We start from the raw sequence: 24910 nt of genomic DNA on the forward strand, positions 1-24910 counted from the left end.
CCAAGCCGCACGACCAGTCGTTTATGGTCGTTCTGGGGGAGCCATGCTGCAGAATATTCGTGACAATTCACAAAGCTGGATTGCCAAGACCATTGTCGGCCTGATTGTTGTGCTGATGGCCTTTACCGGCTTTGAGGCGATCGTCAACTCGGGCAGTAATCGCAACAATGCCGCGTTGGTCAATGGTGCGGAAATCACCCTTGATCAACTGACTCAGGCAGCTGATATGCAGCGCCGTCAGTTGCAGCAGCAACTGGGCAAGGATTTTGATGCTTCGTTGCTGGATGACAAGCTGCTGCGTGAGTCGGCTCTTAAGGGGTTGATTGATCGGCAGTTGCTGTTGCAAGGCGCGGCGGATGCCGGTTTTGCATTCTCCGATGCGGCCATTGACCAGTTGATTTTGCTGACGCCTGAATTCCAGGTCGATGGGCAGTTCAATGCCGACCGCTTCGATCAGGTTATTCGCCAGATGGGTTTTGATCGCCTGCGTTTTCGTCAGATGCTGCGTGAGGAAATGCTCATTGGCCAGCTGCGCGCCGGCCTGGCAGGCAGTGCCTTTGTGACGGATGCGGAGATCAAGGCCTTTGCTCGTCTGGATCGTCAGACACGCGATTTTGCCTACCTGACGGTTGTCGCTGATCGTGCTGCGGTCAGCGTATCCGATGAGCAAGTCGAGTCGTTTTACAAAGAGCATGAAGCACGCTTCATGACGCCCGAGCAGGTGACACTGGAGTATGTCGAACTGAAGAAGGATGCCTTCTTCGATCAGGTCGACGTCAATGAAGATGACTTGCAGGCGCTGTATCAGAAGGAGATTGCCAATCTGGCTGAGCAGCGTCAGGCCGCGCATATCCTTGTGGAAGTCAATGCAGAGCAGGACGAGGCCAAGGCTCGTACCAAGATCGAGCAGCTGGCTGAGCGTATTGCCAAGGGTGAAGACTTTGCAGCTCTGGCTCGTGACTTCTCCGCAGACACCGGCTCAGCTGCCGAAGGCGGGGATCTTGGTTTTGCGGGGCCGGGCGTTTATGACCCGGCCTTTGAAGAGGCCTTGTACGGGCTGCAGCTGCAAGAGGTCTCTGCGCCGGTACGTACGGAGTTCGGTTTTCACCTGATCAAGCTGCTGGGTGTGCAGGCGCCAGAGGTGCCGGCCTTTGCTGAGCTACGTGAAAAACTGGAGCGTGAGCTGAAAACCCAGCAGGTTGAGCAGCGCTTTGTCGAAGCGGTCAAGCAGTTGGAGGACTCGGCGTTTGAAGCCTCTGACCTGCATCAGCCTGCTCAGGAAATGGATCTGGCCGTGCTCAGCGTTGGTCCGTTCGGTCGTGAGGGGGGCGAAGGTCTGGCGGCTAACCGGCAGGTTGTTCAAGCGGCTTTCAGTGCTGAGTTGCTTGAGGACGGTGCCAACAGTTCAGCCATTGAGTTGGACCCCTCGACGGTTGTGGTGGTGCGTGTCAAGCAACACCTCAAGCCGCAACCGCAGGCCTTGGTCGACGTGCAGCTCGAGATTCGTCAGCAGCTGGAAGCCGAACAGGCTGCCAAGCAGGCCGAGGAACTGGCTGGTCAGCAGCTTGAAGCTCTGCGCAAGGGGTTTACATCGCAGGATCAGGCGCAGGCCTGGACGATTCTGGAAGCGGCTGGCCGTGCTCAGGAAGGGGTGGCCCCGGCTATCCTGCAGGCAGTATTCCGTATGCAGCGACCGCAGTCGCCCGAGCAGCCGGTATTTACGCAAGTGGCCTTGAGTAATGGTGACCAGGTGCTCGTGCGTCTGAATGGCGTCAACGACGACCAGGGTGAGTTGCAGCCGCAAGAGCTGGCCATGTACAGGCAATTCCTGGCTTCGCGTGTCGGTCAGGAAGACTTTGCGGCTTACCGTCGGCAGTTGCAGGCCAGCGCGGAAATCGAGCGTTTTTAAGTTGTACCTGTAGACAGCACAACGCCCCGCTTGCGGGGCGTTGTGCTGTCTGGCGTGTTGTTTCTTATCGCGGATCATTGCGTTGCTGAATAATTCTCCATCGCCGTATGGTGCGGAGGTTTCGTGAACTGATCCGTAATTGACAAACGTCGGCGTTTGCCTGAATGTGTGCGCACCCGAATCAAACGGGCGTATGAATTGAGCGTTTGTCCTGTGGGCTTCGCTATTTCGCCTGATTATCGCGTCGGCGGGTGTGCCAGAGAAAAGAATGCAGCTATGCTCCCTCGGCTATGTCCGGGGATGCCTGCTGTAGGCTGGCGTCCGATGTGTAACTGTTCAGCTTCCATACCGTGGAGATCAGTTGATGATTTACGAAGGTAAAGCCATCACGGTTAAGGCTCTTGAGGGCGGCATCGTCGAATTGAATTTCGACCTCAAGGGTGAGTCCGTCAACAAATTCAACCGCCTTACCCTGAATGAGCTGCGTGCAGCAGTCGACGCCATCAAGGCCGACGCTTCGGTCAAGGGTGTGATCGTCAGCAGTGGCAAGGACGTGTTCATCGTCGGCGCCGACATCACCGAGTTCGTCGATAACTTCAAGCTGCCTGACGAAGAGCTGGTGGCCGGCAACCTCGAAGCCAACAAGATCTTCAACGATTTCGAAGACCTGCCGGTTCCGACCGTGGTCGCCATCAATGGCATCGCCCTGGGTGGCGGTTTTGAAATGTGCCTGGCTGCCGACTATCGCGTAGCGGCTGAGAGCGCCAAGGTAGGTCTGCCTGAAGTCAAGCTGGGCATCTACCCAGGCTTTGGCGGTACCGTACGTCTGCCGCGCGTGATCGGTAATGACAATGCCATCGAGTGGATCTGTGGTGGCAAGGAAAACAAGGCAGCTGACGCCCTGAAAGTGGGTGCCGTGGATGCCGTGGTAGCTGCCGACAAGCTGCAGGCTGCTGCGCTGGATCTGGTCAAGCGCGCTATTTCCGGCGAGCTGGACTTCAAGGCCAAGCGTCAGCCGAAGCTGGAAAAGCTCAAGCTCAACAGCATTGAGCAGATGATGAGCTTCGAAACCGCCAAGGGCTTCGTGGCTGGCCAGGCTGGTCCGAACTACCCGGCTCCGGTTGAAGCGATCAAGACCATCCAGAAAGCCGCCGGCATGGGCCGTGACAAGGCGCTGGAAGTTGAAGCCGCCGGCTTTGTCAAACTGGCCAAGACCTCGGTTGCGCAGAGCCTGATCGGTCTGTTCCTCAACGATCAGGAACTGAAGAAAAAAGCCAAGGGTTACGATGCCCAAGCGCGCGACGTGAAGCTGGCTGCCGTACTGGGCGCCGGTATCATGGGTGGTGGTATCGCCTATCAGTCCGCTTCCAAAGGCACTCCGATCCTGATGAAGGATATCCGCGAAGAGGGTATCCAGATGGGTCTGAACGAGGCATCCAAGCTGCTCGGCAACCGCGTTGCCAAGGGTCGCATGGCTCCGGCCAAGATGGCCGAAGCGCTGAACGCCATCCGTCCGACTATGTCCTACGGTGATTTCGGCAATGTCGACATCGTTGTCGAAGCCGTGGTCGAGAACCCGAAGGTCAAGCAGATCGTGCTGGCTGAAGTAGAAGGTGTGGTGCGTGAAGACGCCATCCTGGCCTCCAACACCTCGACCATCTCCATCAGCCTGCTGGCCCAGGCGCTCAAGCGTCCGGAAAACTTCGTCGGCATGCACTTCTTCAACCCCGTGCACATGATGCCGCTGGTTGAAGTTATCCGTGGCGAGAAGTCCAGCGAAGTGGCCGTGGCCACTACCGTTGCCTACGCCAAGAAGATGGGCAAGACCCCGGTTGTGGTCAATGACTGCCCGGGCTTCCTGGTCAACCGCGTGCTGTTCCCGTACTTCGGCGGTTTCGCCAAGCTGGTCAGCGCCGGCGTCGACTTCGTGCGCATCGACAAGGTCATGGAGAAGTTCGGCTGGCCGATGGGCCCGGCCTACCTGATGGACGTTGTTGGTATCGACACCGGCCACCATGGTCGTGACGTCATGGCTGACGGCTTCCCAGATCGTATGAAGGATGATCGCCGTTCGGCTGTCGATGCTCTCTATGAGGCCAACCGCCTGGGTCAGAAGAATGGCAAGGGCTTCTACGCCTACGAGACCGACAAGCGCGGCAAGCCGAAGAAAGTTATCGATGCCAGCGTTCAGGAAGTTCTCGCGCCGATCGTGTACGAGCAGCGTGAAGTGACCGACGAAGACATCATCAACTGGATGATGATTCCGCTGTGCCTGGAAACCGTTCGTTGCCTGGAAGACGGCATTGTCGAGACTGCAGCTGAGGCCGATATGGGCCTGATCTACGGTATCGGCTTCCCTCCCTTCCGTGGTGGTGCACTGCGCTACATCGATTCCATCGGTGTTGCCGAATTCGTCGCGCTGGCCGACAAGTATGCCGACCTGGGCGCGCTGTACACCCCGACCGCCAAGCTTCGTGAAATGGCCGCCAATGGCCAGAAGTTCTTCGGTTAATCGCGCAGCGAACAGAGCGAGAGTAGAAATATGAGCCTGAATCCGAGAGACGCAGTCATTGTCGACTTCGGCCGTACCCCGATGGGTCGTTCCAAAGGCGGCATGCACCGCAACACCCGCGCCGAGAACATGTCGGCGCATCTGATCAGCAAGCTGCTGGAGCGCAACAGCAAGGTCAACCCGGCGGAAGTCGAGGATGTGATCTGGGGTTGCGTCAACCAGACCCTGGAGCAGGGCTGGAACATCGCGCGCATGGCGTCGCTGATGACCCAGATCCCGCACAGCAGCGCTGGTCAGACCGTCAGCCGTCTGTGCGGCTCCTCGATGAGCGCCCTGCACACTGCCGTGCAGGCCATCCAGACCGGCAACGGTGACGTTTTCGTCATCGGCGGCGTGGAGCACATGGGCCACGTTGGCATGATGCACGGCGTTGATCCGAACCCGCACATGTCCCTGTATGCCGCCAAGGCATCGGGCATGATGGGCCTGACCGCGGAAATGCTCGGCAAGATGCATGGCATCAGCCGTGAAGCACAAGACGCGTTCGGTGAGCGTTCGCACCGTCTGGCACACAAGGCCACCGTCGAAGGCAAGTTCAAGGATGAAATCATCCCGATGCAAGGCTACGACGAGAATGGCTTCCTGAAGGTCTTCGACTTCGACGAAACCATTCGTCCGGAAACCACCGTGGAAAGCCTGGCCGCCCTGAAGCCGGCATTCAACCCGAAAGGCGGCACCGTGACTGCAGGTACTTCCTCGCAGATCACCGACGGTGCGTCCTGCATGATCGTCATGAGCGCCCAGCGCGCCAAGGATCTGGGCATCGAACCGATGGCTGTAGTACGTGCCATGGCGGTGGCCGGTGTTGATCCGGCGATCATGGGCTACGGCCCGGTGCCGTCGACTCAGAAAGCACTCAAGCGTGCCGGTCTGAGTATGGATGACATCAGCCATGTCGAGTTGAACGAAGCCTTCGCTGCCCAGGCTCTGCCAGTGCTGAAAGACCTCAAGCTGCTCGACAAGATGGAAGAGAAGGTCAACCTGCACGGCGGTGCCATCGCCCTGGGTCACCCGTTCGGCTGCTCCGGTGCGCGTATCTCCGGCACCCTGCTGAACGTGATGAAGCAGAACAACGGTACCTTTGGTGTTTCCACCATGTGCGTTGGCCTGGGTCAGGGCATCACCACGATCTTCGAACGCCTCAACTAAGCGCTCGTTGCGTGTCAAAAGAACCGGAGCCCTTGGGCTCCGGTTTTTTTTACAGCTGATTTATTCCGTCCAGTAAACCTTGTCGAGCAGCTCTTCGGGTAGCTGGAGTTGCCACCTGGCCAGGCCCGAACGGCTGAACAGGTACTGGCCATTTTCCGCAGCGCGTGGGGTCAGGCTGGATGGCTTGGCGCCTGCGAGAATCTCCAGGGCCAGGCTGGCAGCGGCTTCCCCCTGTACCTGGCCGAATTGCACCAGGCCGCCAATGGCCTTGTCCGGGCCGACGCTGAAGTCCCAGAAGGCAAAGGGGGGGATCGGGCTGTGCTGTGCTGTCCAGGCGAGCACCTGCTGGCCGTCCATGACCCTGTCGTGTTCATCGCGCAGGGTCTGGTAGAGACCGATGATCAGTGCGTCATAACCCTGTTGGCGCGCCTGAGAAACGCGTGCCTGCCAGTCATCGAACTGGCTGACCTGATGGATGTCGGCGCTGACCGCGCCGACCTGATAGTGGCGCCGGTCGGCAAAGCTTTCACGGATGGCCACTGCCGAAGTGATGTCGCTGTCGAACAACACCAGTACGCGGCGCAGTTCGGGCCCCATGATGCGTTGTAGTTCGACGATCGAGCGGCGGAACAGTGGGCGTTCCAGAACGCCGGTGACCAGCGGCAGTTGCTGTAGGCCGAGCAGGCGAGGGTTGTCGTTCAGGCCGAGAAATACTGTCGGGGTGCCATGCTCGTTGAGACGTTTGGCGAGCAGGCGAATGGCTGCATCATCCGCGAGGATCACCAGGCGTGGCTTGCTCTGTAGAAAAAATTGCCAGGCGGCTTCGGCGCGTGCGGCATGCTCTTCCACGGGCAAGCGCTTGGTATCCATGGCAAAGCGCAGCAGGCGGTGCTGTTCGCCGAGCTTGCTGTGCAGGCCATGGATATAGCTTTGATCCCAGGGGTAGCCGTCGTGGTAGCTCTGGATCAGCAGTAGGTCGTCAGCTTGCGTCGTGAGTGCCGGTAGGAGTAGCGCAGCGAGTAACAGTCGAGTGAAGCGCATGGCGTCTTCCTTGCCGGTGCAGTGGCTACATCATAGCGTGTCAGTGCGGTTCAGGCCGACTGCCGCTGTGATCGGCGATATTCACCTGGGGTTGTGCTGCTCCAGCGCTTGAAAGCCCGCTGGAAGGCTGCGGCCGAGGTAAAGCCGAGCAGATAGGCAATCTCGCCAAAGGCCAGTTCAGTGTCGCGGATATAGGTCATGGCCAGGTCGCGGCGCGTATCGTTAAGCAGTTGACGAAACTGAGTGCCTTCCTCGGCCAGACGGCGGCGCAAGGTCCAGGCCGGTATCTGCAGGCGTCGCGCAATGTCTGCAAGGGTCGGTTCGTGCCCCTGTAGCAATGGGCCGAGCAGTTGGCCAACGCGTTCGCTCAGGTTGCGTGTGCGGGTGCGTTGCTGCAAGGCTTCTTCGCAGAGTTGCAGAAGGTGCTGCCAGGTGCTCGGGCAGTGTTGCGGGTTGCGCAGCGCCAGACTGGTCTGGCTCAGGCGCAAGCGATTGGCCTTGGCACTGAACTCTACCGGGCACTGAAACAGGGGCGAATAGCGTTCGCTGTAGTCTGGTGCAGTGAATTCGATTTCGACACGTTCGATAGGCAGGCACCGGCCCGGCGGCTGGGCGCACAGCTGGCTCAGTTGGCAGGCCCAGCTGGCCAGTACCGAATCGACCACAAAGCGGTTATAGCTGTTGTAGGGGCTGATCGAGTAGAAGCACAGCCAGGCGCCACCGCTGTCTTCGAGAAAGCTCGATTGCCCTCGGTAGTTGTGGGCATACAAAGGTTCGAAACGAGTCAGCACCCGTGCGGCTTCGCGCACGTTGGGGGCCTGTGCGGCGGTTATGCCGGCCAGGCCTGCCTGACTGAAATGGCTGAGTTCGCCCATCAGCAGGCCCAGTGCCGGGTTGCTGGTGAGGCTGATGGCGGCATGTCCCAGGTGCATGAAGCGCGGGATGGACAAGCGTGCCTGTGCCTCGCTGAGGCGTGCGGGATCGAGGCCAAACTGGGCGAGCAGCTGGCTACCGGATTGCCCGCAGTGTTCGACGGCTTGCGCCAGGCTTTGGGTAAAGGCCACCGACAGGTCGCCGAGGCGAATGCGCGGTCGGTTCATGGCTGGAGTGGGTGCGCCTGTAGTTGGCTGACCGCTGGGCGGCTGTTGCTGTGCTGGCTGCCGGGTAGGGGCCAGGGCAGGCTGGCCTGCTCCAGGGAAATGGCTGCTGTATGGCCAAGCTGGCGAAGCATCTGCGCCTGCAATTGACCGGGAGGTGTATGGGCGTCCCAGGGCTGTTGCTGCGGTGGTAGCAAGAGAGTGCCATCGGCAGCGCAGGCCAGGCCGACTTGCTGCCAGGCACCGCGGCCATTTGTATGCAGGCGTCCGTCGCGGTATTCGGCGGCGGGCAACAGCAGGCTGCCGGCCAGCAGCGAAACCTGGAACTCGCTGGCCAGCTGGCGACACAGCCACAGATAATCGTCTGCCAGGCGTTGTGCCTTGTGGCGTATCAGTTGCTGGGGCAGCTGTTCGCCCTGCAGTTTGCCTTGCAGCCACAGCAAAGGATGGCTTAGACCGAGCAGGGGCAGCGCCTCGCTGAGTTGCTGTGCCGCATACAGCTGGGGTTTCTCCTCCTGCAGAAACAGCCAGCTGGCAATGTGCTCGGGCAAGACCAGCAGGTTGTCGGAGGACATCAGCTGAGCTTCCTGAGCCTGGCGCAACAGTCCCGCCAGTTTGCCATGCAGGGTGGCGAGATCGCGGTAGTCACTGCTGTAGAGACGTGGCTGCAAATCCAGCAGAAAGGGCGCCGGCTGCGCGCTGGTCAGTATATGTAGACGCAGGTCACTGAGCTGGTAGCTGGCTGTACGTTGTTGTGTCCAGTATGCGTAGCCCAAGATGGCGAAGGCCAAGAGCAGGAGGGCAAGCCAGAGAGCAAATCGGCGCATGGGGTGGTTGCAACGGAATGTGATGGCTCAGGGTAGGAGAAGTGTCTGGTAAAGCCAAGAGCTGCGTGTCTCTTAAGATCATTAACTTGTTATTTTTGGTCATTGAGGCTGTCGGGAAGGCTGATTATCGTCTATGCCATAACCGACTGTAGCGCCGCGACGCTGCAGCTATCCCGTGTAACGCCGTTCGCCTGCTGTGGAGACTTTCATGACTGCTGCATATTTCCCGAACCTGCTGGCTCCGTTGGACCTGGGCTTCACCACCTTGAAGAACCGTACCCTGATGGGGTCGATGCACACGGGTCTGGAAGAAAAGCCGGGCGGCTTCGAACGCATGGCAGCCTATTTTGCTGAGCGCGCCCGTGGCGGCGTTGGCCTGATGGTGACCGGCGGCATTGGCCCGAACGAAGAGGGGGGGGTGTATTCCGGGGCGGCCAAGCTGACGACCCTTGAAGAGGCCGAGAAGCACAAGATTGTGACCCGCGCCGTGCATGAGGCGGATGGCAAGATCTGCATGCAGATCCTGCATGCCGGACGTTATGCCTACAGCCCCAAGTCGGTGGCGCCGAGCGCCATCCAGGCGCCGATCAATCCCTTCAAACCGCGTGAGCTCGATGAAGAAGGCATCGAGAAGCAGATCGCCGACTTCGTCAATTGCGCCAAGCTGGCGCAGGTGGCCGAGTACGATGGCGTGGAGATCATGGGTTCGGAAGGCTACTTCATCAACCAGTTCCTCGCGGCGCACACCAACCAGCGCACTGATCGCTGGGGTGGCAGCTACGAGAACCGTATGCGCCTGCCGGTAGAAATCGTCCGTCGCGTGCGCGAGGCGGTCGGCCCGAACTTCATCATTATTTATCGCCTGTCGATGCTCGATCTGGTCGAGGGTGGCAGCAACTGGGACGAGATTGTCACGTTGGCCAAGGCCATCGAGAAGGCCGGCGCCACCATCATCAACACCGGTATCGGTTGGCACGAGGCACGCATCCCGACCATCGCTACCAAGGTGCCGCGTGCCGCTTTCACCAAGGTGACCGCCAAGCTGAAGGGTCAGGTCAATATCCCGCTGTGCACCACCAACCGCATCAATACCCCGGAAGTTGCCGAGCAGGTGTTGGCCGAAGGCGATGCGGATATGGTGTCGATGGCGCGCCCCTTCCTGGCCGACCCCGAGTTCGTCAACAAGGCTGCTGCAGGGCGTAGCCAGGACATCAACACCTGTATCGGCTGTAACCAGGCCTGTCTGGACCATACCTTCGGTGGCAAGTTGACCAGCTGTCTGGTCAACCCGCGTGCCTGCCATGAGACCGAGCTGAACTATATCCCCACCACTCAGGTGAAGAAGATTGCCGTAGTCGGTGCCGGTCCTGCGGGTTTGTCGGCGGCTACCGTAGCGGCAGAGCGCGGGCACAACGTGACCCTGTTCGACGCCGCCAGCGAAGTGGGTGGACAGTTCAATGTGGCCAAGCGGATTCCTGGCAAGGAAGAGTTCTACGAAACCCTGCGCTACTTTGCCAACAAGTTGCAGCAGACCGGCGTTGACGTGCGCCTCAATACCCGGGTGACGGCTGAGCAGTTGATTGCCGGCGGCTACGACGAAGTGATCCTGGCCACCGGTATCGTGCCGCGCACTCCGGCTATTCCAGGTATCGAGCATGCCAAGGTGATCAGTTACCTCGATGCGATTCTCGAGCGCAAGCCGGTAGGTCAGAAGGTGGCGGTGATCGGTGCCGGTGGTATCGGTTTTGACGTGTCCGAGCTGATCACCCATCAAGGCGAATCGAGCAGCCTGGATCGTGAGGCCTTCTGGAAGGAATGGGGCATCGATCTGGGTCTCAATGCGCGCGGTGGTATCGCCGGGGTCAAGCCGCAGCCGCATGCCGCTGCGCGTGAGGTCTATCTGTTGCAGCGCAAGAAAACCAAGGTGGGTGATGGCCTGGGCAAGACCACCGGGTGGATTCACCGCGCCGGGCTGAAGAGCAAGAATGTGCAGATGCTCAATAGTGTCGAGTACGTGAAGATCGATGATGCCGGCCTGCACATCAGCGTAGCCGGTGGCGAGCCGCAGGTGCTGCCGGTAGATACCATCATCATCTGTGCCGGTCAGGAACCGCAACGTGAGCTGCAGGAGGCTCTGCAGGCTGCCGGTGTCAACGTGCACCTGGCGGGTGGCGCGGATGTGGCCAGCGAGCTGGATGCCAAGCGTGCCATCAACCAGGGCTCGCGCCTGGCGGCCAGCCTGTGACCTGCAGGCCAGCCTGCCGCGTGGTGGGCTGGCCTGACCCGCATCACAGTTTTTCCTGTCGACCTGTTGGCCAGGCACTCCGCTCCGGAGGCCTGCCAACCGGGTCACATTGCCCGCGTTGGCAATTCCCCTAGACTCGCTGAAAAAGCGTCAAGGCACCGAGGGCGAGCCGGGTTGGCGAACCTGCGCTGAACCTTAGTAGCGACGCACTTGCCTGTTGCACTATGGCTGACCGTTGTTGTCCGAGCGGATGGACGGTCGAGTCTGGAGATGATCATGAGCGTGCAAAGCAAACCGCAGATGGTTGAGGCCGTGCTGTTCTTCAACGAGCGCGGCATTTGCAAGGAGATGTTTTATCCCGAGTTTGAGGCCATGCTCGATGGCGTGGTGAACTTTGCCGAGTTTGCTGACCGGCAGATGCGGGCGGCCTATGTGTTGATCAATCCGCGGCTGTTGATTCGCTCGCTGGTGCTGTTCTACCTGGACTTCGACGAGCAGGGGAGAGCCGATACCGGCTGGAACATCCCGCTGCGTCATCTGGCGGAGAAGGCCGGCCGTGGCCCGGATTTGGGGGCAGGGCCGATTCGTCTGGCCTGCCGCAGCCAGTGCCCGGTGTCCTGGCACCAGATGCACCTCTGGGATCCCAGCCTGGCACCCACCCAGAATGATCTGGTACTGCTGCGCGATGCCGTGAAACGCAACAACCTCGGTGTGCTGGTCGAGGAAGACAGTGCGCCGGTTGAACTGGGCCGTCTGCAGGTGGCTTCGGAGGATCGCTGGTATGCCAAGCCGGACGCCGAGCGCGAGGAGGCCGCGCGCTTGGCCGAGCAGTTGGAGCAGGAGCATCGCCAGAAAACCGCCCAGTTGATCAAGCAGCAGCGACTGCGCATCACCAGCCTGATCGCCCAGCATGAGGAAGAGCTGGCCAAGGCACGGCTGGCTGCTGAGCAGCAGCTGGCACCGTTGCAGGAGCAGTTGTTGCAGTTCCAGCAACAACTTAAACAGCAGCAGGCACTCAATCAGAACCTCAAGCAGCAGATTCAGGCGCAGAGTGACAGTTTTGCCCAAGCGCGCCAGGAGATGCAGGAGCAACTGCGCAGCATCGAACACAGCGGTCAAACGGAAAACGATAGCCTGCGCAGCCAGTACGAGGCCGAGCTGCAGGCCAAGGTGCGTGCGGCCGTGGTCGAGTACAAGGAGCAGATTGCCATTCGCGACATGGAGCTGGCCTATCGCCATGAACAGGATGCTCAGGCGCAGGCGGAAATCCAGCGTCTGCGCCAGCAGTGCGAGCACTTGGCCAGCCAGGGCGGCGAGCAGATACTTGAGCGTCTGTCGCGACTAGGCGTGGTGTTCGTCGCCTATCATCCGGGCGCGGGGCACCTGACCATCCCTCTGCAAGACATGGCGCGCTATCAGGACAACCCGGTAGGCTACGCAGCCAGTAAGTGTTTTGTGGCCGAAGGGCAGTATCGCAAGTGGTTGGCGCACTATCAGGAGCCGACGTGCGAGGCCAGTCTGGCCAATGGCGAGCGGTGTGCGATGCCCCTGGATCGGGTCGACACGCCGAGCCGTTTTGTCGATGGGGATAGCAATTGCTGCTCACGCCACAAGGTTGCCTCTCGGGTAAAAAGCCAGGCCTGAACCTGCTGCGTGATGTTCCGGTAGCGTTGCAGCGGGTGAATAGCGACTGGTTGCAGCAGGCCGGTGTTGAGCTGGCCGTGTTGCGACTGGATCAACTGGATCCCGTGCTGTCCGGCAACAAGCCGTTCAAACTGGCCGGCTACCTGCAGCTGGCTCTATCTCAGGGTGCCTGTGGCCTGCTCAGCGTGGGCGGCGCACACTCCAATCACCTGCATGCCCTGGCTGCACTGGCTAAGGAACAGGGCTTGCCCTGTGTCGGTTTGCTGCGCGGCGAGCCGCAGCAGACGCCTACCGTAATGGATCTGCAGGCTTGGGGTATGACCCTGCACTGGTTGAGTCACGGAGATTATCGTCAGCGCCACCATGAATCTTTCTGGCCTGCCTGGCAGGCACGCTATCCCGGTTATCTGCTGATTGGCGAAGGTGGCAGCGGTGCACCTGGCCTGTCGGGCTGCGCGATGATTGTCGAGCACCTGCGTGCCGGGTTGGCAGGTATTGGCTGGTCTGACTATGACGCGCTGTGGCTCGCTGTGGGCAGTGGCACAACCTTGGCCGGCCTGGTGTTGGCCGAGCAGGGCGCGCATCCGTTGTGGGGCGCGCTGGCGCTGCCGCCGCGCTATCAGCCACAGCGGCAGATCGAGGCGTTGCTGGCTGAGGCAGGCTGCCCGGCAGGTGGTTATCAGCTGGTGGATGCCAGCCTGGGAGGCTTTGCTAGAGTCAATGCAGAGCTGCTGCAGAGCATGGGTGATTTTACCCGGCACAGCGGTATACCTTTGGAGCCGATTTATACCGGCAAGGCCTTGCTGGCATTGCGCCAATATGTGCAGCGGGGTTACTTTCCACCAGGAACCCGCCTGGTCATGCTGCACACTGGCGGTTTGCAAGGCGTGCGTGCCCTGCAGACCGATGATCGGCAAGGGTGCAACCCGCAGGAAGCCCGTGATGAATGACGCCTTGACCCCGGCTCAGTTGCGTAGTTTGACGCCGCTGAACATGCTTTCCGAGCAGCAGTGGCGCGAGTTGCGCACGCAACTGGTGCCGCAGCATGTATTGGCCGGGCAATTGTTGTTCCGCCGCGGCGATCAGGCGCGCACGACCTATTACCTGCTCAGTGGCGAGCTGCTACTGGAAGATGCTGATGGCTGCGAGGAGCGTCTGCAGGCTGGCACTGTCGCCAGCTGCCATCCGTTGTCGCCGGCCTTGCCGCGTGTGCAGCAGGCTCGAGCCCTGAGTGACGTCAGTGTGCTGGTGCTGGACAGTGCCACGCTGACTCGTCTACTGACCTGGCATTCCGCCTTGCAGGGGTTGTTGCTGGAGTTGCAGCAGGATGGCGAGGATCTTGAGTGGTTACAGCGCCTGCTGGCCAATCCGTTGTTTGCTCGTGTTCCTCCCGCCAACGTGCGTGCCATGCTGGGTCGTCTGCAGCCGGTTACGCTGCCGGCGGGCAGTGTGGTGCTACAGGAAGGTGAGCAGGGTGATTGCTGCTATTTCCTCAAGCAGGGGCGGGCCGAGGTATTACGTGGCAGTGACAGCGAGCGCCAGGTATTGGCCGAGCTGGAGCTGGGTGCCTGTTTCGGTGAAGAAGCCCTGCTGGCCGATCGTCCGCGCAATGCCAGCGTCACGCTGCTGGAAGATAGCCTGTTGTTGCGCCTGGATCGCCAGGATTTCGTGGCGCTGCTCAAGGCACCGGTAGTCGATCAGCTGTCGCTGGGCGAGGCCTCGCGTCTGCTGGCGCAGGGGGCGGCCTGGCTGGACGTGCGCCTGCAGGATGAATACCAGCAGGCGCATGCAGCTCAGGCGTTGAACATGCCGTTGCACCTGCTGCGCCTCAAGGCACGCCTGCTGGACAAGGAGCGCAGTTACATCTGCTACTGCGACAGCGGCAAGCGCAGTGCCAATGCCGTCTACCTATTGGCTCAGTTGGGTTTCAGTGCCTATGCCCTACGGGATGGTTATGACGCGCTGCCGGCGTTGCAGCGCGATGCGCTGCTTAGCGAGAACGGTGCCGGCTACCTGGCGCGCAGTGGTGGACGCATCGAGCGTAGTGCCTGATCCAGGGCGTTTGCCGGTTTGCTGAGGGATCGTGCTTTCGCCCATAATCGAGCCCTTTTCGGGCGGTGTGGCAGGCAGGGGTCCCATGGAGCAGTTCCGCAATATCGGCATTATTGGCCGCCTCGGCAGCACCCAGGTGCTTGATAGCATCCGGCGTCTCAAACGCTTCCTGCTCGACCGCCACCTGCATGTGATTCTTGAAGACACCATTGCCGAAGTGTTGCCAGGGCATGGCCTGCAGACCTGCTCGCGGAAGATCCTCGGTGAAGTCTGCGATCTGGTGATCGTGGTGGGCGGCGATGGAAGCATGCTCGGTGCGGCGCGGGCGCTGGCACGTCACAAGGTGCCGGTACTGGGGATCAATCGGGGTAGCCTGGGCTTTCTGACCGATATCCGCCCGGATGAGCTCGAACAGAAGGTTGCCGAGGTGCTGGATGGCCAGTACCTGGTGGAGAACCGCTTTCTGCTGGAGGCCGAGGTGCGTCGGCATGGTGAGGCGATAGGTCAGGGTGACGCCCTGAACGATGTGGTGCTGCACCCGGGCAAGTCGACCCAGTTGATCGAGTTCGAGCTGTATATCGATGGGCATTTTGTCTGCAGTCAGAAGGCCGACGGGTTGATCGTGGCCACACCGACTGGCTCGACCGCCTATGCGCTATCGGCCGGCGGGCCGATCATGCATCCCAAGCTGGATGCGATTGTGGTCGTGCCGATGTATCCGCATACGCTGTCCAGCCGACCGATCGTGGTCGACAGCAACAGCGAACTACGCATCGTGGTGTCGCCGAATATCGCGATCTACCCGCAGGTATCCTGTGACGGCCAGAATCACTTTACTTGTGCGCCCGGCGATACCATCACGGTGTTGAAGAAGCCCCAGAAGCTGCAGCTGATCCATCCGCTCGACCACAACTACTACGAGGTCTGCCGCACCAAGCTGGGCTGGGGGAGCCGCCTGGGCGGAGGCGATTGATGGACACTCCGCGTGTGCTCGAGGCAGGGCGTGGCTACGACCTGATCGGCGATGTGCATGGTTGTGCACATACCCTGGAGCGCCTGCTGGAGCAGCTGGGTTACAAGCGCCAGCGGGGTGTCTGGCAGCACCCGCGCCGACAGGCGCTGTTTCTCGGCGATATCATCGATCGTGGGCCGCGTATCCGCGAAGCGCTGCACCTGGTGCACGATATGGTCGAGGCCGGGCAGGCCTTGTGCATCATGGGTAATCATGAGTTCAACGCCCTTGGCTGGCACACGCCGGCTCCGCCGCATAGCGCGTGTCAATTTGTGCGCGAGCATACGCCGCGGCATGCGCGGTTGATCCGCGAAACCCAGCAGCAGTTCGAGGCGCATCCTGTGGACTGGCAGGCTTTCCTCGACTGGTTCCTGCAGTTGCCGCTACTGCTGGAGGGTGCACATTTCCGCCTGGTGCATGCCTGTTGGGATCAACAGTTGATTGACCAGTTACGTGGTCGTTTTGCCAATGCGCAGGTTGATCAGGCGTTTGTTGCCGAGGCCGCGTTACCAGGCAGCCTGGCTGGCCAGGTGTTCGAGCGATTGTTGCGTGGTACTGACCTGCCATTGCCTGCGGGTATGACCTTGACCAGTGGTGACGGCTATACCCGGCGTTTCTTCCGCACCAAGTTCTGGGAAGAGGCACCGCGCACCTATGGTGATGTGGTCTTCCAGCCCGATGCGTTGCCCGAGCCGGTGGCAGCCATGCCCCTGGGGCCGGGCGAGCGTAGCCGGCTGCTGGCCTATGGGGCCGATGAGCCGCTGTTGTTCGTGGGGCACTACTGGCGGCAGGGGCGGCCGGCGCCGATTCGTCCCAACCTGGCCTGCCTAGATTACAGCGCAGTGAAGTTCGGCAAGCTGGTGGCCTATCGGCTCGATGAGGAGCGCCAGCTGGACCCCGGCAAGTTCTGCTGGGTCGAGGTAGAACGCCCGGAGTTGCCGCAATGAGCGGGGTAGTGGTGCGTCGTTGGCCCCTGGATCATGACCTGGTCGGTTTTGCCCGGCAGTTGCAGCAGTTGCAGGTGCCGCATCGTTTTACCGAAGAGGGCGGTGCACAGGTGTTGTGGGTGCCCGAGCAGGCCTGGGTGGCGCAGGTTGAGATGCTCTATCAGCGCTACGAGCAGGATCCGCAGTGGTTGCCGCAGCACAATACGGCGTCGTCTCCGGCGCCGCGTCTGAAACAGCGTCTGCTGCAGGCACCTGTGAGCCTGCTGGTGCTCGCATTGAGCCTGCTGGTCGCACTGCTCAGCGGGCTGGGTGAGCGCATCGAGGTGCTCGTCTGGCTGAACTTTCAGGCCTTTACTTTTGATGAGCGCCATCTGTATTTCCTGCCGTTGCAGGACAGCCTGGCCGAAGGCCAGTGGTGGCGTTTGTGGACTCCCGCCCTGGTGCATTTTGGGCTGTTACACCTGGCCATGAACGGCTTGTGGTATTGGGAGCTGGGGCGACGTATCGAGGCGGCCAGAGGCGGCTGGACGCTGCTCTGGCTGACCTTGAGCAGCGCCCTGGTGGCTAACCTGGCACAGTATCTGATTGGCGGGCCTGGGCTGTTTGGCGGCCTGTCTGGGGTACTCTATGCGTTGCTGGGCTATTGCTGGTGGTATCAGCGCCTCTGTCCGCAGGCCGGCTTGCAACTGCCGGCCGGGGTGCTGGTGATGATGCTGGTCTGGCTGTTGTTGTGCCTGAGCGGGTTGATCACTGCCCTTGGGTTTGGCCAGATAGCCAATGCCGCGCATGTCGGCGGCCTGTTGCTGGGCTGCCTGCTGGGCCTTCTGGCAGGGCTCTGGGCGCGGCGAACGAATTGATAGAGGGCGAGGAGAATGCAATGAGCAGTTTTGCCGAGATGATTGCCAACATAACCCCGGAGATCTACCAGAACCTCAAGCAGGCGGTAGAGATCGGCAAGTGGCCGGATGGCCGCCTGCTGACCCGTGAGCAGAAAGAGCTGACTCTGCAGGCAATGATCGCCTGGGAACAGCACAACCTGCCCGAGGAGGAGCGTACCGGTTACATGGGTGGCCAGGAATGTGGATCCAAGGCCAAGCAGGCGGCAGCCAGCAACGCCCTGTTTGCCCCGGCTTCGGGGACGCGGCATTGATACAGGAGCTGGCGCGTGGCGCACTGCACAAGATGCATACGCAACTGGACACGCCGGTGCAGTATGCCCTGCACCTGGGTGAGCAGCCGCTGCTATTGAACAGCCTGCTGGGTAAAACCGTACGCCTGGAATACCTGGGCGCCATCCATTGCTGCCATTGTGGGCGCAAGACCAAGAGCAGCTACAGCCAGGGTTATTGCTATCCCTGCATGCAGAAGCTGGCGCAGTGTGACCTGTGCATCATGAGCCCGGAAAAGTGCCACTATGAGGCCGGCACCTGTCGCGAGCCTGCCTGGGGTGAGCAGTTCTGCATGACCGATCATGTCGTCTACCTGGCCAACTCCAGTGGTGTGAAGGTGGGTATTACCCGGGCTAGCCAGGTGCCGACGCGCTGGATCGACCAGGGCGCCAGCCAGGCCTTGCCGATCATGCGCGTAGCGACCCGTCAGCAGTCGGGCTTTGTCGAAGATTTGCTGCGTAGCCAGGTAGCCGACAAGACCAACTGGCGTGCCTTGCTCAAGGGCGATGCCGAGCCTGTCGACCTGCCGGCGCTGCGTGAGCAGCTGTTTGCGCGTTGTGCGGAGGGTATCGCCGCGTTGCAGCAGCGTTTTGGCCTGCAGGCCATCCAGCCGGTGCATGACGTCGCTGTCACGACCATTCAGTACCCGATCACGGCCTACCCGGCGAAGATCAACAGTTTCAACCTGGACAAAGATCCTGTCGCCGAAGGTACCCTGTTGGGCATCAAGGGGCAGTACCTGATGTTCGACGGCGGTGTCATCAATATCCGCAAATACACCGCTTACCAGTTGGCGATCCACGAGATTGCCGCTTAAAGACGAAAAGAGCGCTTGACGCTGGAGGCTGAACGCATGACCGAGTCGTTCAGCTTCCCGTTTTCAGTGCTGTTACTCGAATTGGACGAGGCTCCCCTTATGCGTACCGAACAACCGAAGATGATCTACCTCAAGGACTATCAGGTGCCGGACTACCTGATTGACGAGACACACCTGACCTTCGAGCTGTTCGAGGACCACACCCTGGTGCACGCCCAACTGGTGATGCGGCGTAACCCCGAGGCGGGCGCTGGCCTTCCGTTGCTGGTACTGGATGGCCAGCAGCTGGAGTTGCTGGAGCTGAAACTGGATGACCAAGTATTGGTGGCGGGTGATTACCAGCTGAGCGACAGCCAGTTGAGCCTGCAGCCGACGCACGAGCAGTTCGTCATCGACAGCAGCGTGCGTATCCACCCGGAAAGCAATACCGCGCTGGAAGGCCTGTACAAGTCCGGCAGCATGTTCTGTACGCAGTGCGAGGCCGAGGGCTTCCGCAAGATTACCTACTACCTCGATCGCCCCGACGTGATGAGTAAATTCACCACCACGCTCAGCGCCGAACAGCATCGCTATCCGGTGTTGCTCTCCAACGGCAACCCGATTGCCAGCGGCACGGAAGAGGGGGGGCGCCATTGGGCGACCTGGGAAGATCCGTTCAGAAAACCGGCCTATCTGTTCGCACTGGTTGCCGGCGACCTGTGGTGTGTCGAAGACACCTTTACCACCATGAGCCAGCGGGACGTGGCACTGCGCATCTATGTCGAGCCGGAAAACATCGACAAGGTGCAGCACGCCATGGACAGCCTGAAAAAGTCGATGAAGTGGGACGAGGAGGTGTACGGGCGCGAATACGACCTGGACATCTTCATGATCGTCGCGGTCAACGACTTCAACATGGGCGCCATGGAGAACAAGGGCCTCAATATCTTCAACTCCAGCTGCGTGCTGGCTCGTGCCGAGACCGCCACCGACGCCGCCCATCAGCGTGTCGAGGCGGTGGTGGCCCACGAGTACTTCCATAACTGGTCGGGCAACCGGGTGACCTGCCGCGACTGGTTCCAGTTGTCTCTGAAAGAAGGCTTCACGGTGTTCCGTGATGCCGAGTTTTCGGCCGATATGCACTCGCGCACGGTCAAGCGAATCGAAGACGTGGCCTACCTGCGTACCCACCAGTTCGCCGAGGACGCCGGCCCGATGGCTCATCCGGTGCGCCCGGATGCGTACATGGAAATTTCCAATTTCTACACCCTGACCATCTACGAGAAGGGTGCGGAAGTGCTGCGCATGATCCATACCCTGCTTGGCGCCGAACTGTTCCGCAAGGGCTCGGACCTGTACTTCGCACGGCACGACGGCCAGGCGGTAACCTGCGACGACTTCGTCAAGGCCATGGAGGATGCCAGTGGCATCGACCTGGCCCAGTTCAAGCGCTGGTACAGTCAGGCCGGTACGCCGCAGTTGGTAGTGAGTGAACACTACGATGCGCTCGCGCAGCGTTATACCCTGACCTTTGCACAAAGCTGCCCGGCCACGCCGGGGCAGTCGGAAAAACAGCCGTTTGTCATTCCGGTTGCCCTGGGGCTGCTAGATGCCCAGGGTAACGCGCTGCCCCTGCAGTTGGCCGGCGAAGCGCAGGCGCAGGGCGTTCAGCGTGTGCTTTCAGTTACCGAGGCGCAGCAGTCGTTTACCTTCGTCAATCTGGCCGAACAGCCGCTACCGTCGTTGTTGCGCGGTTTCAGCGCGCCGGTGAAGCTGAGCTTCCCGTACAGCCGCGACCAGTTGATGTTCCTCATGCAGCACGACTCCGACGGCTTCAATCGCTGGGAAGCTGGCCAGCAGCTGGCCGTGCAGGTGTTGCAGGAGCTGATCGGCCAGCAGCAGCGTGGCGAGCCCATGTTGCTCGATCCGAGGCTGGTTACGGCGCTGCGCAGTGTGCTGGAAAACCACAGCCTGGATTCGGCCATGGTGGCCGAGATGCTCTCGTTGCCCGGCGAAGGCTACCTGGCCGAGCTGGCTGAGCAGGCGGATGTCGAGGCTATCCATGCGGCCCGCGAGTTTGCCCGTGCTCGCCTGGCCGAGGCACTGTTTGAGCCGCTGTGGGCGCGTTATCAGGCCAACCGCCAGGTGTCGCGCAGCACGCCGTATCAGGCCGAGGCCGCGCACTTTGCCCGGCGCAGCCTGCAGAACATCGCGCTGTCCTACCTGATGCTGTGCAATCGTGGCGAAGTGCTGGAGGCCTGCGTCGAGCAGTTCGATACCGCGGACAATATGACGGAGCGTCTGGCGGCTCTCGCGGTGCTGGTCAACAGCCCCGCCGAGGAAGCCGCGCAGCGTGCGCTGGCCCAGTTTGCCGAGTGCTTTGCCGATAATCCGCTGGTCATGGATCAGTGGTTCAGTGTGCAGGCGGCCTGCCAGCGTCCTGGTGCGCTGGCGCGCGTGCAGGCTTTGATGAACCATGCGGCGTTCAGTCTGAAGAATCCCAACAAGGTGCGTGCACTGATCGGTGCCTTTGCCAACCAGAACCTGGTGCATTTCCATGCGGCCGATGGCGCCGGCTATCGTTTCCTGGCTGACCAGGTGATTGCCCTCAATCGCCTCAATCCGCAGATTGCTGCCCGTCAGTTGCTTCCGTTGACGCGTTGGGCACGCTACGACGCGCCGCGCCAAGCGTTGATGCGCAACGAGCTGCTGCGTATCCGCGACAGTGGATCATTGTCCAGCGATGTCTTCGAGGTGCTCGACAAAAGCCTGCGTACGGCTTGACGGCGGAGTGGCGACCGGCATTTGTGCGGCGTGTTGATGTGCAAACCCGGGAAAAGTGCCGGAAATGCTCAAGCATGCGGGGTTACGCTTAACAAAACATAACGACGGGTTGATTGTCAGGGCTTTGCCTAGGCCTATAGGATAGCCCGTCTGCCCGAATGCAGATTCACCTATAACAATAAGGGGGAAAGGTGTATGAGTGAGCCCGTCTTGCGGCGCACGCGATTCGATGTGGGCATGGAGCCCGTAGCCGCATCGACAGCCAGTCGTCTGCTTCCACTGAGCAAGGTTTGCGCGCTGCTGGCCCTGCTGGCCGGTTTGAGCCTGCCGGCGCTGGTGCAGGCTGAGGCCGTTGCGCCTGCCAAGCCTGGTTACGCCGTGCCTTCAGAGCGTGCCGTGCACAGCCTGTTGGTCGACGTAGTACGTGCCGGCAAGCGTCTGGTGGCCGTGGGGGATCGTGGCCATATCCTTTTCTCCGATGACCAGGGACAAAACTGGCAGCAGGCCGAAGTGCCTACTCGGCAGATGCTGACCGGCGTGTTCTTTGTCGATGACCAGCATGGCTGGGCGGTTGGCCACGATGCGCAAATCCTTGCCAGTCGTGATGGTGGTCAGACCTGGCAACGTCAGTACCGTGATCTCGAACGCGAGGCGCCGTTGCTGGATGTCTGGTTCCGCAACCGCCAGCAGGGCTTTGCCGTGGGCGCCTACGGTGCTGTGCTGACCACCAACAACGGTGGCCAGACCTGGGAAGAGATCAGCGAACGCCTGGACAATCCCGATGCTTATCACCTTAACGGGGTGACCTATGTGGAGGGCGGCGGCCTGTTCGTGGTCGGTGAGCTGGGGCTGATGTATCGCTCGGCCGATTGGGGATTGAGCTGGGAAACTGTTGCCAGCCCTTATGAAGGCTCGCTGTTTGGTGTGGGTGCCACTGGGCAGCCCGGTAGCCTGGTGGTGTACGGCTTGCGTGGCCATCTGTTCCGCTCCAGTGACTTCGGCAACAGCTGGCAGGCGATTCGCCTGGAAGCGGAGAACGGCCCGCTGGAGTTTGGTCTGGCCGGCAGCGCACTGCTGGAAGACGGGCAGCTGGTTGTGGTCGGCCATGGTGGCAGCGTGCTGCTAAGTCGTGATGCCGGCCAGAGTTTCACGGTTATCAACCGTGCCGACCGCTTGCCGCTGGCGGGAGTAGCCAGTGCCGGCAATGGTGGCTTGATCCTGGTTGGTCAGGGCGGCGTACACCTCGCCACGGCCAATGGCAGTGAACTGGATCAACAATAATAAAGGCCGGGAGTTTGCCCCATGAGCATCAACAAGCAACAACACACGCCGGCGCCTTTTCTCGAGCGTCTGATTTTCAATAATCGTCCGGCGGTCATCCTGATCTGTACCCTGATCAGCCTGTTCCTGTTTTACCAGGCGGCGCAGGTTCGTCCGTCGACCAGCTTCGAGAAGATGATTCCCCTGCAGCACCCCTACATCAAGAACATGATGGATCACCGCAACGACCTGTCCAACCTGGGCAACACGGTGCGTATTGCGGTGGAAGCGGTGGATGGCGATATCTTCACCAAGGAGTACATGGAGACCCTGCGTCAGATCAATGACGAGGTGTTCTACATTGCCGGCGTCGATCGTTCCGGCATGAAGTCGCTGTGGAGCCCCAACGTTCGCTGGACCGAGGTCACCGAAGAAGGCTTCGATGGTGGCGAGGTCATTCCGCAGACCTATGACGGTTCCGCGGAGAGTCTGGAAGAGCTGCGTAACAACGTACTCAAGTCTGGTCAGGTCGGCCGCCTGGTAGGCAACAACTTCAAGTCGAGCATCATTGATGTCCCGCTGCTCGAGTCCTACCCGGATCCACAGGATCAGAGCCGTCTGATCAAGCTCGACTACCAGCAGTTTTCCCATGAGCTGGAAGAGAAAATTCGCGAGAAGTACCAGGCACAGAACCCCAATGTGAAGGTGCACATCATCGGTTTTGCCAAGAAGGTCGGCGACCTGATCGATGGCCTGATCGGTGTGGTGATGTTCTTCGGTGTGGCTATCGCCATTACCTTTGTCCTGCTGTTGTGGTTTACCCACTGTTTCAAGAGCACCCTGGCAGTGGTGTGCACCACACTGATTGCCGTGGTCTGGCAGCTGGGCATGCTCAATGTGCTGGGCTTTGGTCTTGACCCCTATTCGATGCTGGTGCCGTTCCTGGTGTTTGCCATTGGTATTTCTCATGGGGTGCAGAAGATCAATGGTATTGCCATGGCCTCGGGGGATGCGCCCGATGCCCTGACGGCTGCGCGTCGGGCTTTCCGCCAGTTGTTCATTCCGGGCATGGTGGCGCTGCTCTCCGATGCCGTCGGCTTCATTACCCTGCTGTTGATCGATATCGGGGTGATCCGCGAGCTGGCCATTGCCGCTTCGGTCGGTGTGGCGGTGATCATCCTCACCAACCTGATCCTGTTGCCGGTGACCATCTCCTATATCGGCATCAGCCAGAAAGCCGTACGCATCAGTCGTGAAGAGGCCAGCAAGAATCATCCGTTCTGGCGCCTGATCTCCAATTTCGCCCACCCCCTGGTGGCGCCGATTTCCGTGGTGGTGGCGCTGGCTGCCCTGGGCGGCGGCATCTGGTATGGCCAGAATCTGAAGATCGGTGACCTTGACCAGGGCGCTCCTGAGCTGCACCCCGACTCGCGCTACAACCTGGATAACGATTTTGTCATCCGCAACTACTCGACCAGCTCGGACGTGCTGGTGATCATGGCCAAGACGGCGCCAGAAGGTTGCTCCAGTTACAAGACCCTGTCGGCGATGGATCAGCTGATGTGGCAAATGGAGAACACCGAGGGCGTGCAGTCGGCGGTATCCATGGTGAGCGTGTCCAAGCAGGTCATCAAGGGCATGAACGAGGGCAACCTGAAATGGGAAACCCTGTCGCGCAACCAGGACGTGCTGAACAACTCCATTGCGCGTGCCGAAGGCCTGTACAACGGCAACTGCTCGCTGGCGCCGGTACTGGTGTTCCTCAACGACCACAAGGCCGAGACGCTGGAACGTACCGTTGCAGTCGCCAAGCAGTTTGCCGAGGAGCATAACGAAGACGGCCTAGAGTTCCTCCTGGCAGCGGGGAACGCGGGCATCGAAGCCGCTACCAACGAGGTAATTGCCTCGTCGGAAACCACCATGCTCATCGCTGTCTATGCGGCGGTGGTTATCATGTGCCTGCTGACCTTCCGCTCCCTGGCCGCCACGCTCTGTGTGATCCTGCCGCTAGTGCTGACTTCGGTACTGGGCAATGCGCTGATGGCTTACATGGGCATCGGCGTGAAGGTAGCAACCCTGCCAGTGATCGCGCTGGGTGTGGGTATCGGTGTCGACTATGGCATCTACATCTACAGCCGCATGGAAACCTACCTACGCCAGGGTATGGCTTTGCAGGATGCCTATTACGAAACGCTCAAGTCCACCGGCAAGGCGGTACTGTTTACCGGTGTGTGCCTGGCGATTGGCGTGGCGACCTGGATCTTCTCGGCGATCAAGTTCCAGGGCGACATGGGCCTGATGCTGACCTTCATGTTCCTCTGGAATATGTTCGGGGCGATCTGGCTGTTGCCGGCCTTGGCCCGCTTCCTGATCAAGCCGGAGAAGCTGCGTCAGGCGTAAGCCATG

Annotated in this window: 18 protein-coding genes; 15 read left to right on the forward strand and 3 right to left on the reverse strand. The window is 60.5% G+C overall.

What is annotated here, in order from left to right; all coding sequences use genetic code 11:
• The first annotated feature begins 43 nt into the window (after positions 1-43).
• The 3 genes from CFY91_RS05710 to fadA all read left to right on the forward strand — a co-directional run bounded on the left by CFY91_RS05710 (position 44) and on the right by fadA (position 5630).
• On the forward strand, positions 44-1909 hold the full coding sequence (locus CFY91_RS05710) for a SurA N-terminal domain-containing protein (protein ID WP_093985388.1): 1866 nt from the start codon (positions 44-46) through the stop codon (positions 1907-1909).
• A gap of 364 nt (positions 1910-2273) precedes the next feature.
• Entirely contained in the window at positions 2274-4421 is a 2148-nt protein-coding gene (gene fadB, locus CFY91_RS05715) for a fatty acid oxidation complex subunit alpha FadB (protein WP_093985389.1), read from the forward strand.
• Positions 4422-4451: 30 nt separating this feature from the next.
• Entirely contained in the window at positions 4452-5630 is a 1179-nt protein-coding gene (gene fadA, locus CFY91_RS05720; protein ID WP_093985390.1) for an acetyl-CoA C-acyltransferase FadA, read from the forward strand.
• A 60-nt stretch (positions 5631-5690) separates the two neighbouring features.
• On the opposite strand, the gene CFY91_RS05725 is transcribed toward fadA, so the two are convergent.
• Genes CFY91_RS05725 through CFY91_RS05735 form a run of 3 tightly spaced genes read right to left on the reverse strand, consistent with a single transcriptional unit; the run spans position 5691 to position 8595 of the window.
• Positions 5691-6671, reverse strand: a complete 981-nt coding sequence (locus CFY91_RS05725) for an ABC transporter substrate-binding protein (protein WP_093985391.1) — start codon at positions 6669-6671, stop codon at positions 5691-5693.
• A 50-nt stretch (positions 6672-6721) separates the two neighbouring features.
• The gene (locus tag CFY91_RS05730; RefSeq protein WP_093985392.1) at positions 6722-7771 is read right to left on the reverse strand and encodes an AraC family transcriptional regulator; all 1050 of its coding nucleotides are present in this window, start codon (positions 7769-7771) and stop codon (positions 6722-6724) included.
• On the reverse strand, positions 7768-8595 hold the full coding sequence (locus CFY91_RS05735; RefSeq protein WP_093985393.1) for a carbon-nitrogen hydrolase family protein: 828 nt from the start codon (positions 8593-8595) through the stop codon (positions 7768-7770). Before CFY91_RS05735 ends, CFY91_RS05730 begins: the two co-directional genes overlap by 4 nt.
• Before the next feature lie 208 nt (positions 8596-8803).
• Here CFY91_RS05735 and CFY91_RS05740 point away from each other — a divergent pair, with 208 nt between their 5' ends.
• The 12 genes from CFY91_RS05740 to CFY91_RS05795 all read left to right on the forward strand — a co-directional run bounded on the left by CFY91_RS05740 (position 8804) and on the right by CFY91_RS05795 (position 24904).
• Positions 8804-10840 (forward strand): NADPH-dependent 2,4-dienoyl-CoA reductase, encoded by a 2037-nt coding sequence (locus tag CFY91_RS05740; RefSeq protein WP_093985394.1) that lies wholly within the window; start codon positions 8804-8806, stop codon positions 10838-10840.
• A gap of 276 nt (positions 10841-11116) precedes the next feature.
• Positions 11117-12484, forward strand: coding sequence for a chromosome partitioning protein ParA (locus CFY91_RS05745; protein ID WP_093985395.1), 1368 nt, complete (start codon positions 11117-11119; stop codon positions 12482-12484).
• Between the two features lie 26 nt (positions 12485-12510).
• A complete protein-coding gene (locus CFY91_RS05750) occupies positions 12511-13434 on the forward strand; it encodes a 1-aminocyclopropane-1-carboxylate deaminase/D-cysteine desulfhydrase (RefSeq protein ID WP_093985396.1) in 924 nt (307 codons plus the stop codon).
• Positions 13427-14536 carry a cyclic nucleotide-binding domain-containing protein gene (locus CFY91_RS05755; protein WP_093985397.1) on the forward strand — a complete coding sequence of 370 codons (1110 nt, stop codon included), beginning with the start codon at positions 13427-13429 and terminating at the stop codon, positions 14534-14536. Before CFY91_RS05750 ends, CFY91_RS05755 begins: the two co-directional genes overlap by 8 nt.
• An 85-nt stretch (positions 14537-14621) precedes the next feature.
• The gene (locus tag CFY91_RS05760; RefSeq protein ID WP_093985398.1) at positions 14622-15509 is read left to right on the forward strand and encodes an NAD(+) kinase; all 888 of its coding nucleotides are present in this window, start codon (positions 14622-14624) and stop codon (positions 15507-15509) included.
• The gene (locus CFY91_RS05765; RefSeq protein WP_371870538.1) at positions 15509-16495 is read left to right on the forward strand and encodes a metallophosphoesterase; all 987 of its coding nucleotides are present in this window, start codon (positions 15509-15511) and stop codon (positions 16493-16495) included. The genes CFY91_RS05760 and CFY91_RS05765 overlap by 1 nt, the downstream gene beginning before the upstream one ends.
• Positions 16492-17352, forward strand: a complete 861-nt coding sequence (locus CFY91_RS05770; RefSeq protein WP_093985399.1) for a rhomboid family intramembrane serine protease — start codon at positions 16492-16494, stop codon at positions 17350-17352. Before CFY91_RS05765 ends, CFY91_RS05770 begins: the two co-directional genes overlap by 4 nt.
• Before the next feature lie 20 nt (positions 17353-17372).
• Positions 17373-17645, forward strand: coding sequence for a YeaC family protein (locus tag CFY91_RS05775; protein WP_093985400.1), 273 nt, complete (start codon positions 17373-17375; stop codon positions 17643-17645).
• A complete protein-coding gene (locus CFY91_RS05780) occupies positions 17645-18481 on the forward strand; it encodes a DUF2797 domain-containing protein (protein WP_093985440.1) in 837 nt (278 codons plus the stop codon). The genes CFY91_RS05775 and CFY91_RS05780 overlap by 1 nt, the downstream gene beginning before the upstream one ends.
• A gap of 99 nt (positions 18482-18580) precedes the next feature.
• Complete coding sequence (gene pepN, locus CFY91_RS05785; protein ID WP_093985441.1) at positions 18581-21244, forward strand: aminopeptidase N; 2664 nt, start codon at positions 18581-18583, stop codon at positions 21242-21244.
• Positions 21245-21439: 195 nt separating this feature from the next.
• Positions 21440-22525 carry a WD40/YVTN/BNR-like repeat-containing protein gene (locus tag CFY91_RS05790; protein WP_093985401.1) on the forward strand — a complete coding sequence of 362 codons (1086 nt, stop codon included), beginning with the start codon at positions 21440-21442 and terminating at the stop codon, positions 22523-22525.
• Between the two features lie 21 nt (positions 22526-22546).
• Positions 22547-24904 (forward strand): efflux RND transporter permease subunit, encoded by a 2358-nt coding sequence (locus tag CFY91_RS05795; protein WP_093985402.1) that lies wholly within the window; start codon positions 22547-22549, stop codon positions 24902-24904.
• The last annotated feature ends 6 nt before the right edge of the window (positions 24905-24910 follow it).

It is taken from the genome of Pseudomonas fluvialis (genome assembly GCF_002234375.1).
Lineage (GTDB): Bacteria > Pseudomonadota > Gammaproteobacteria > Pseudomonadales > Pseudomonadaceae > Aquipseudomonas > Aquipseudomonas fluvialis.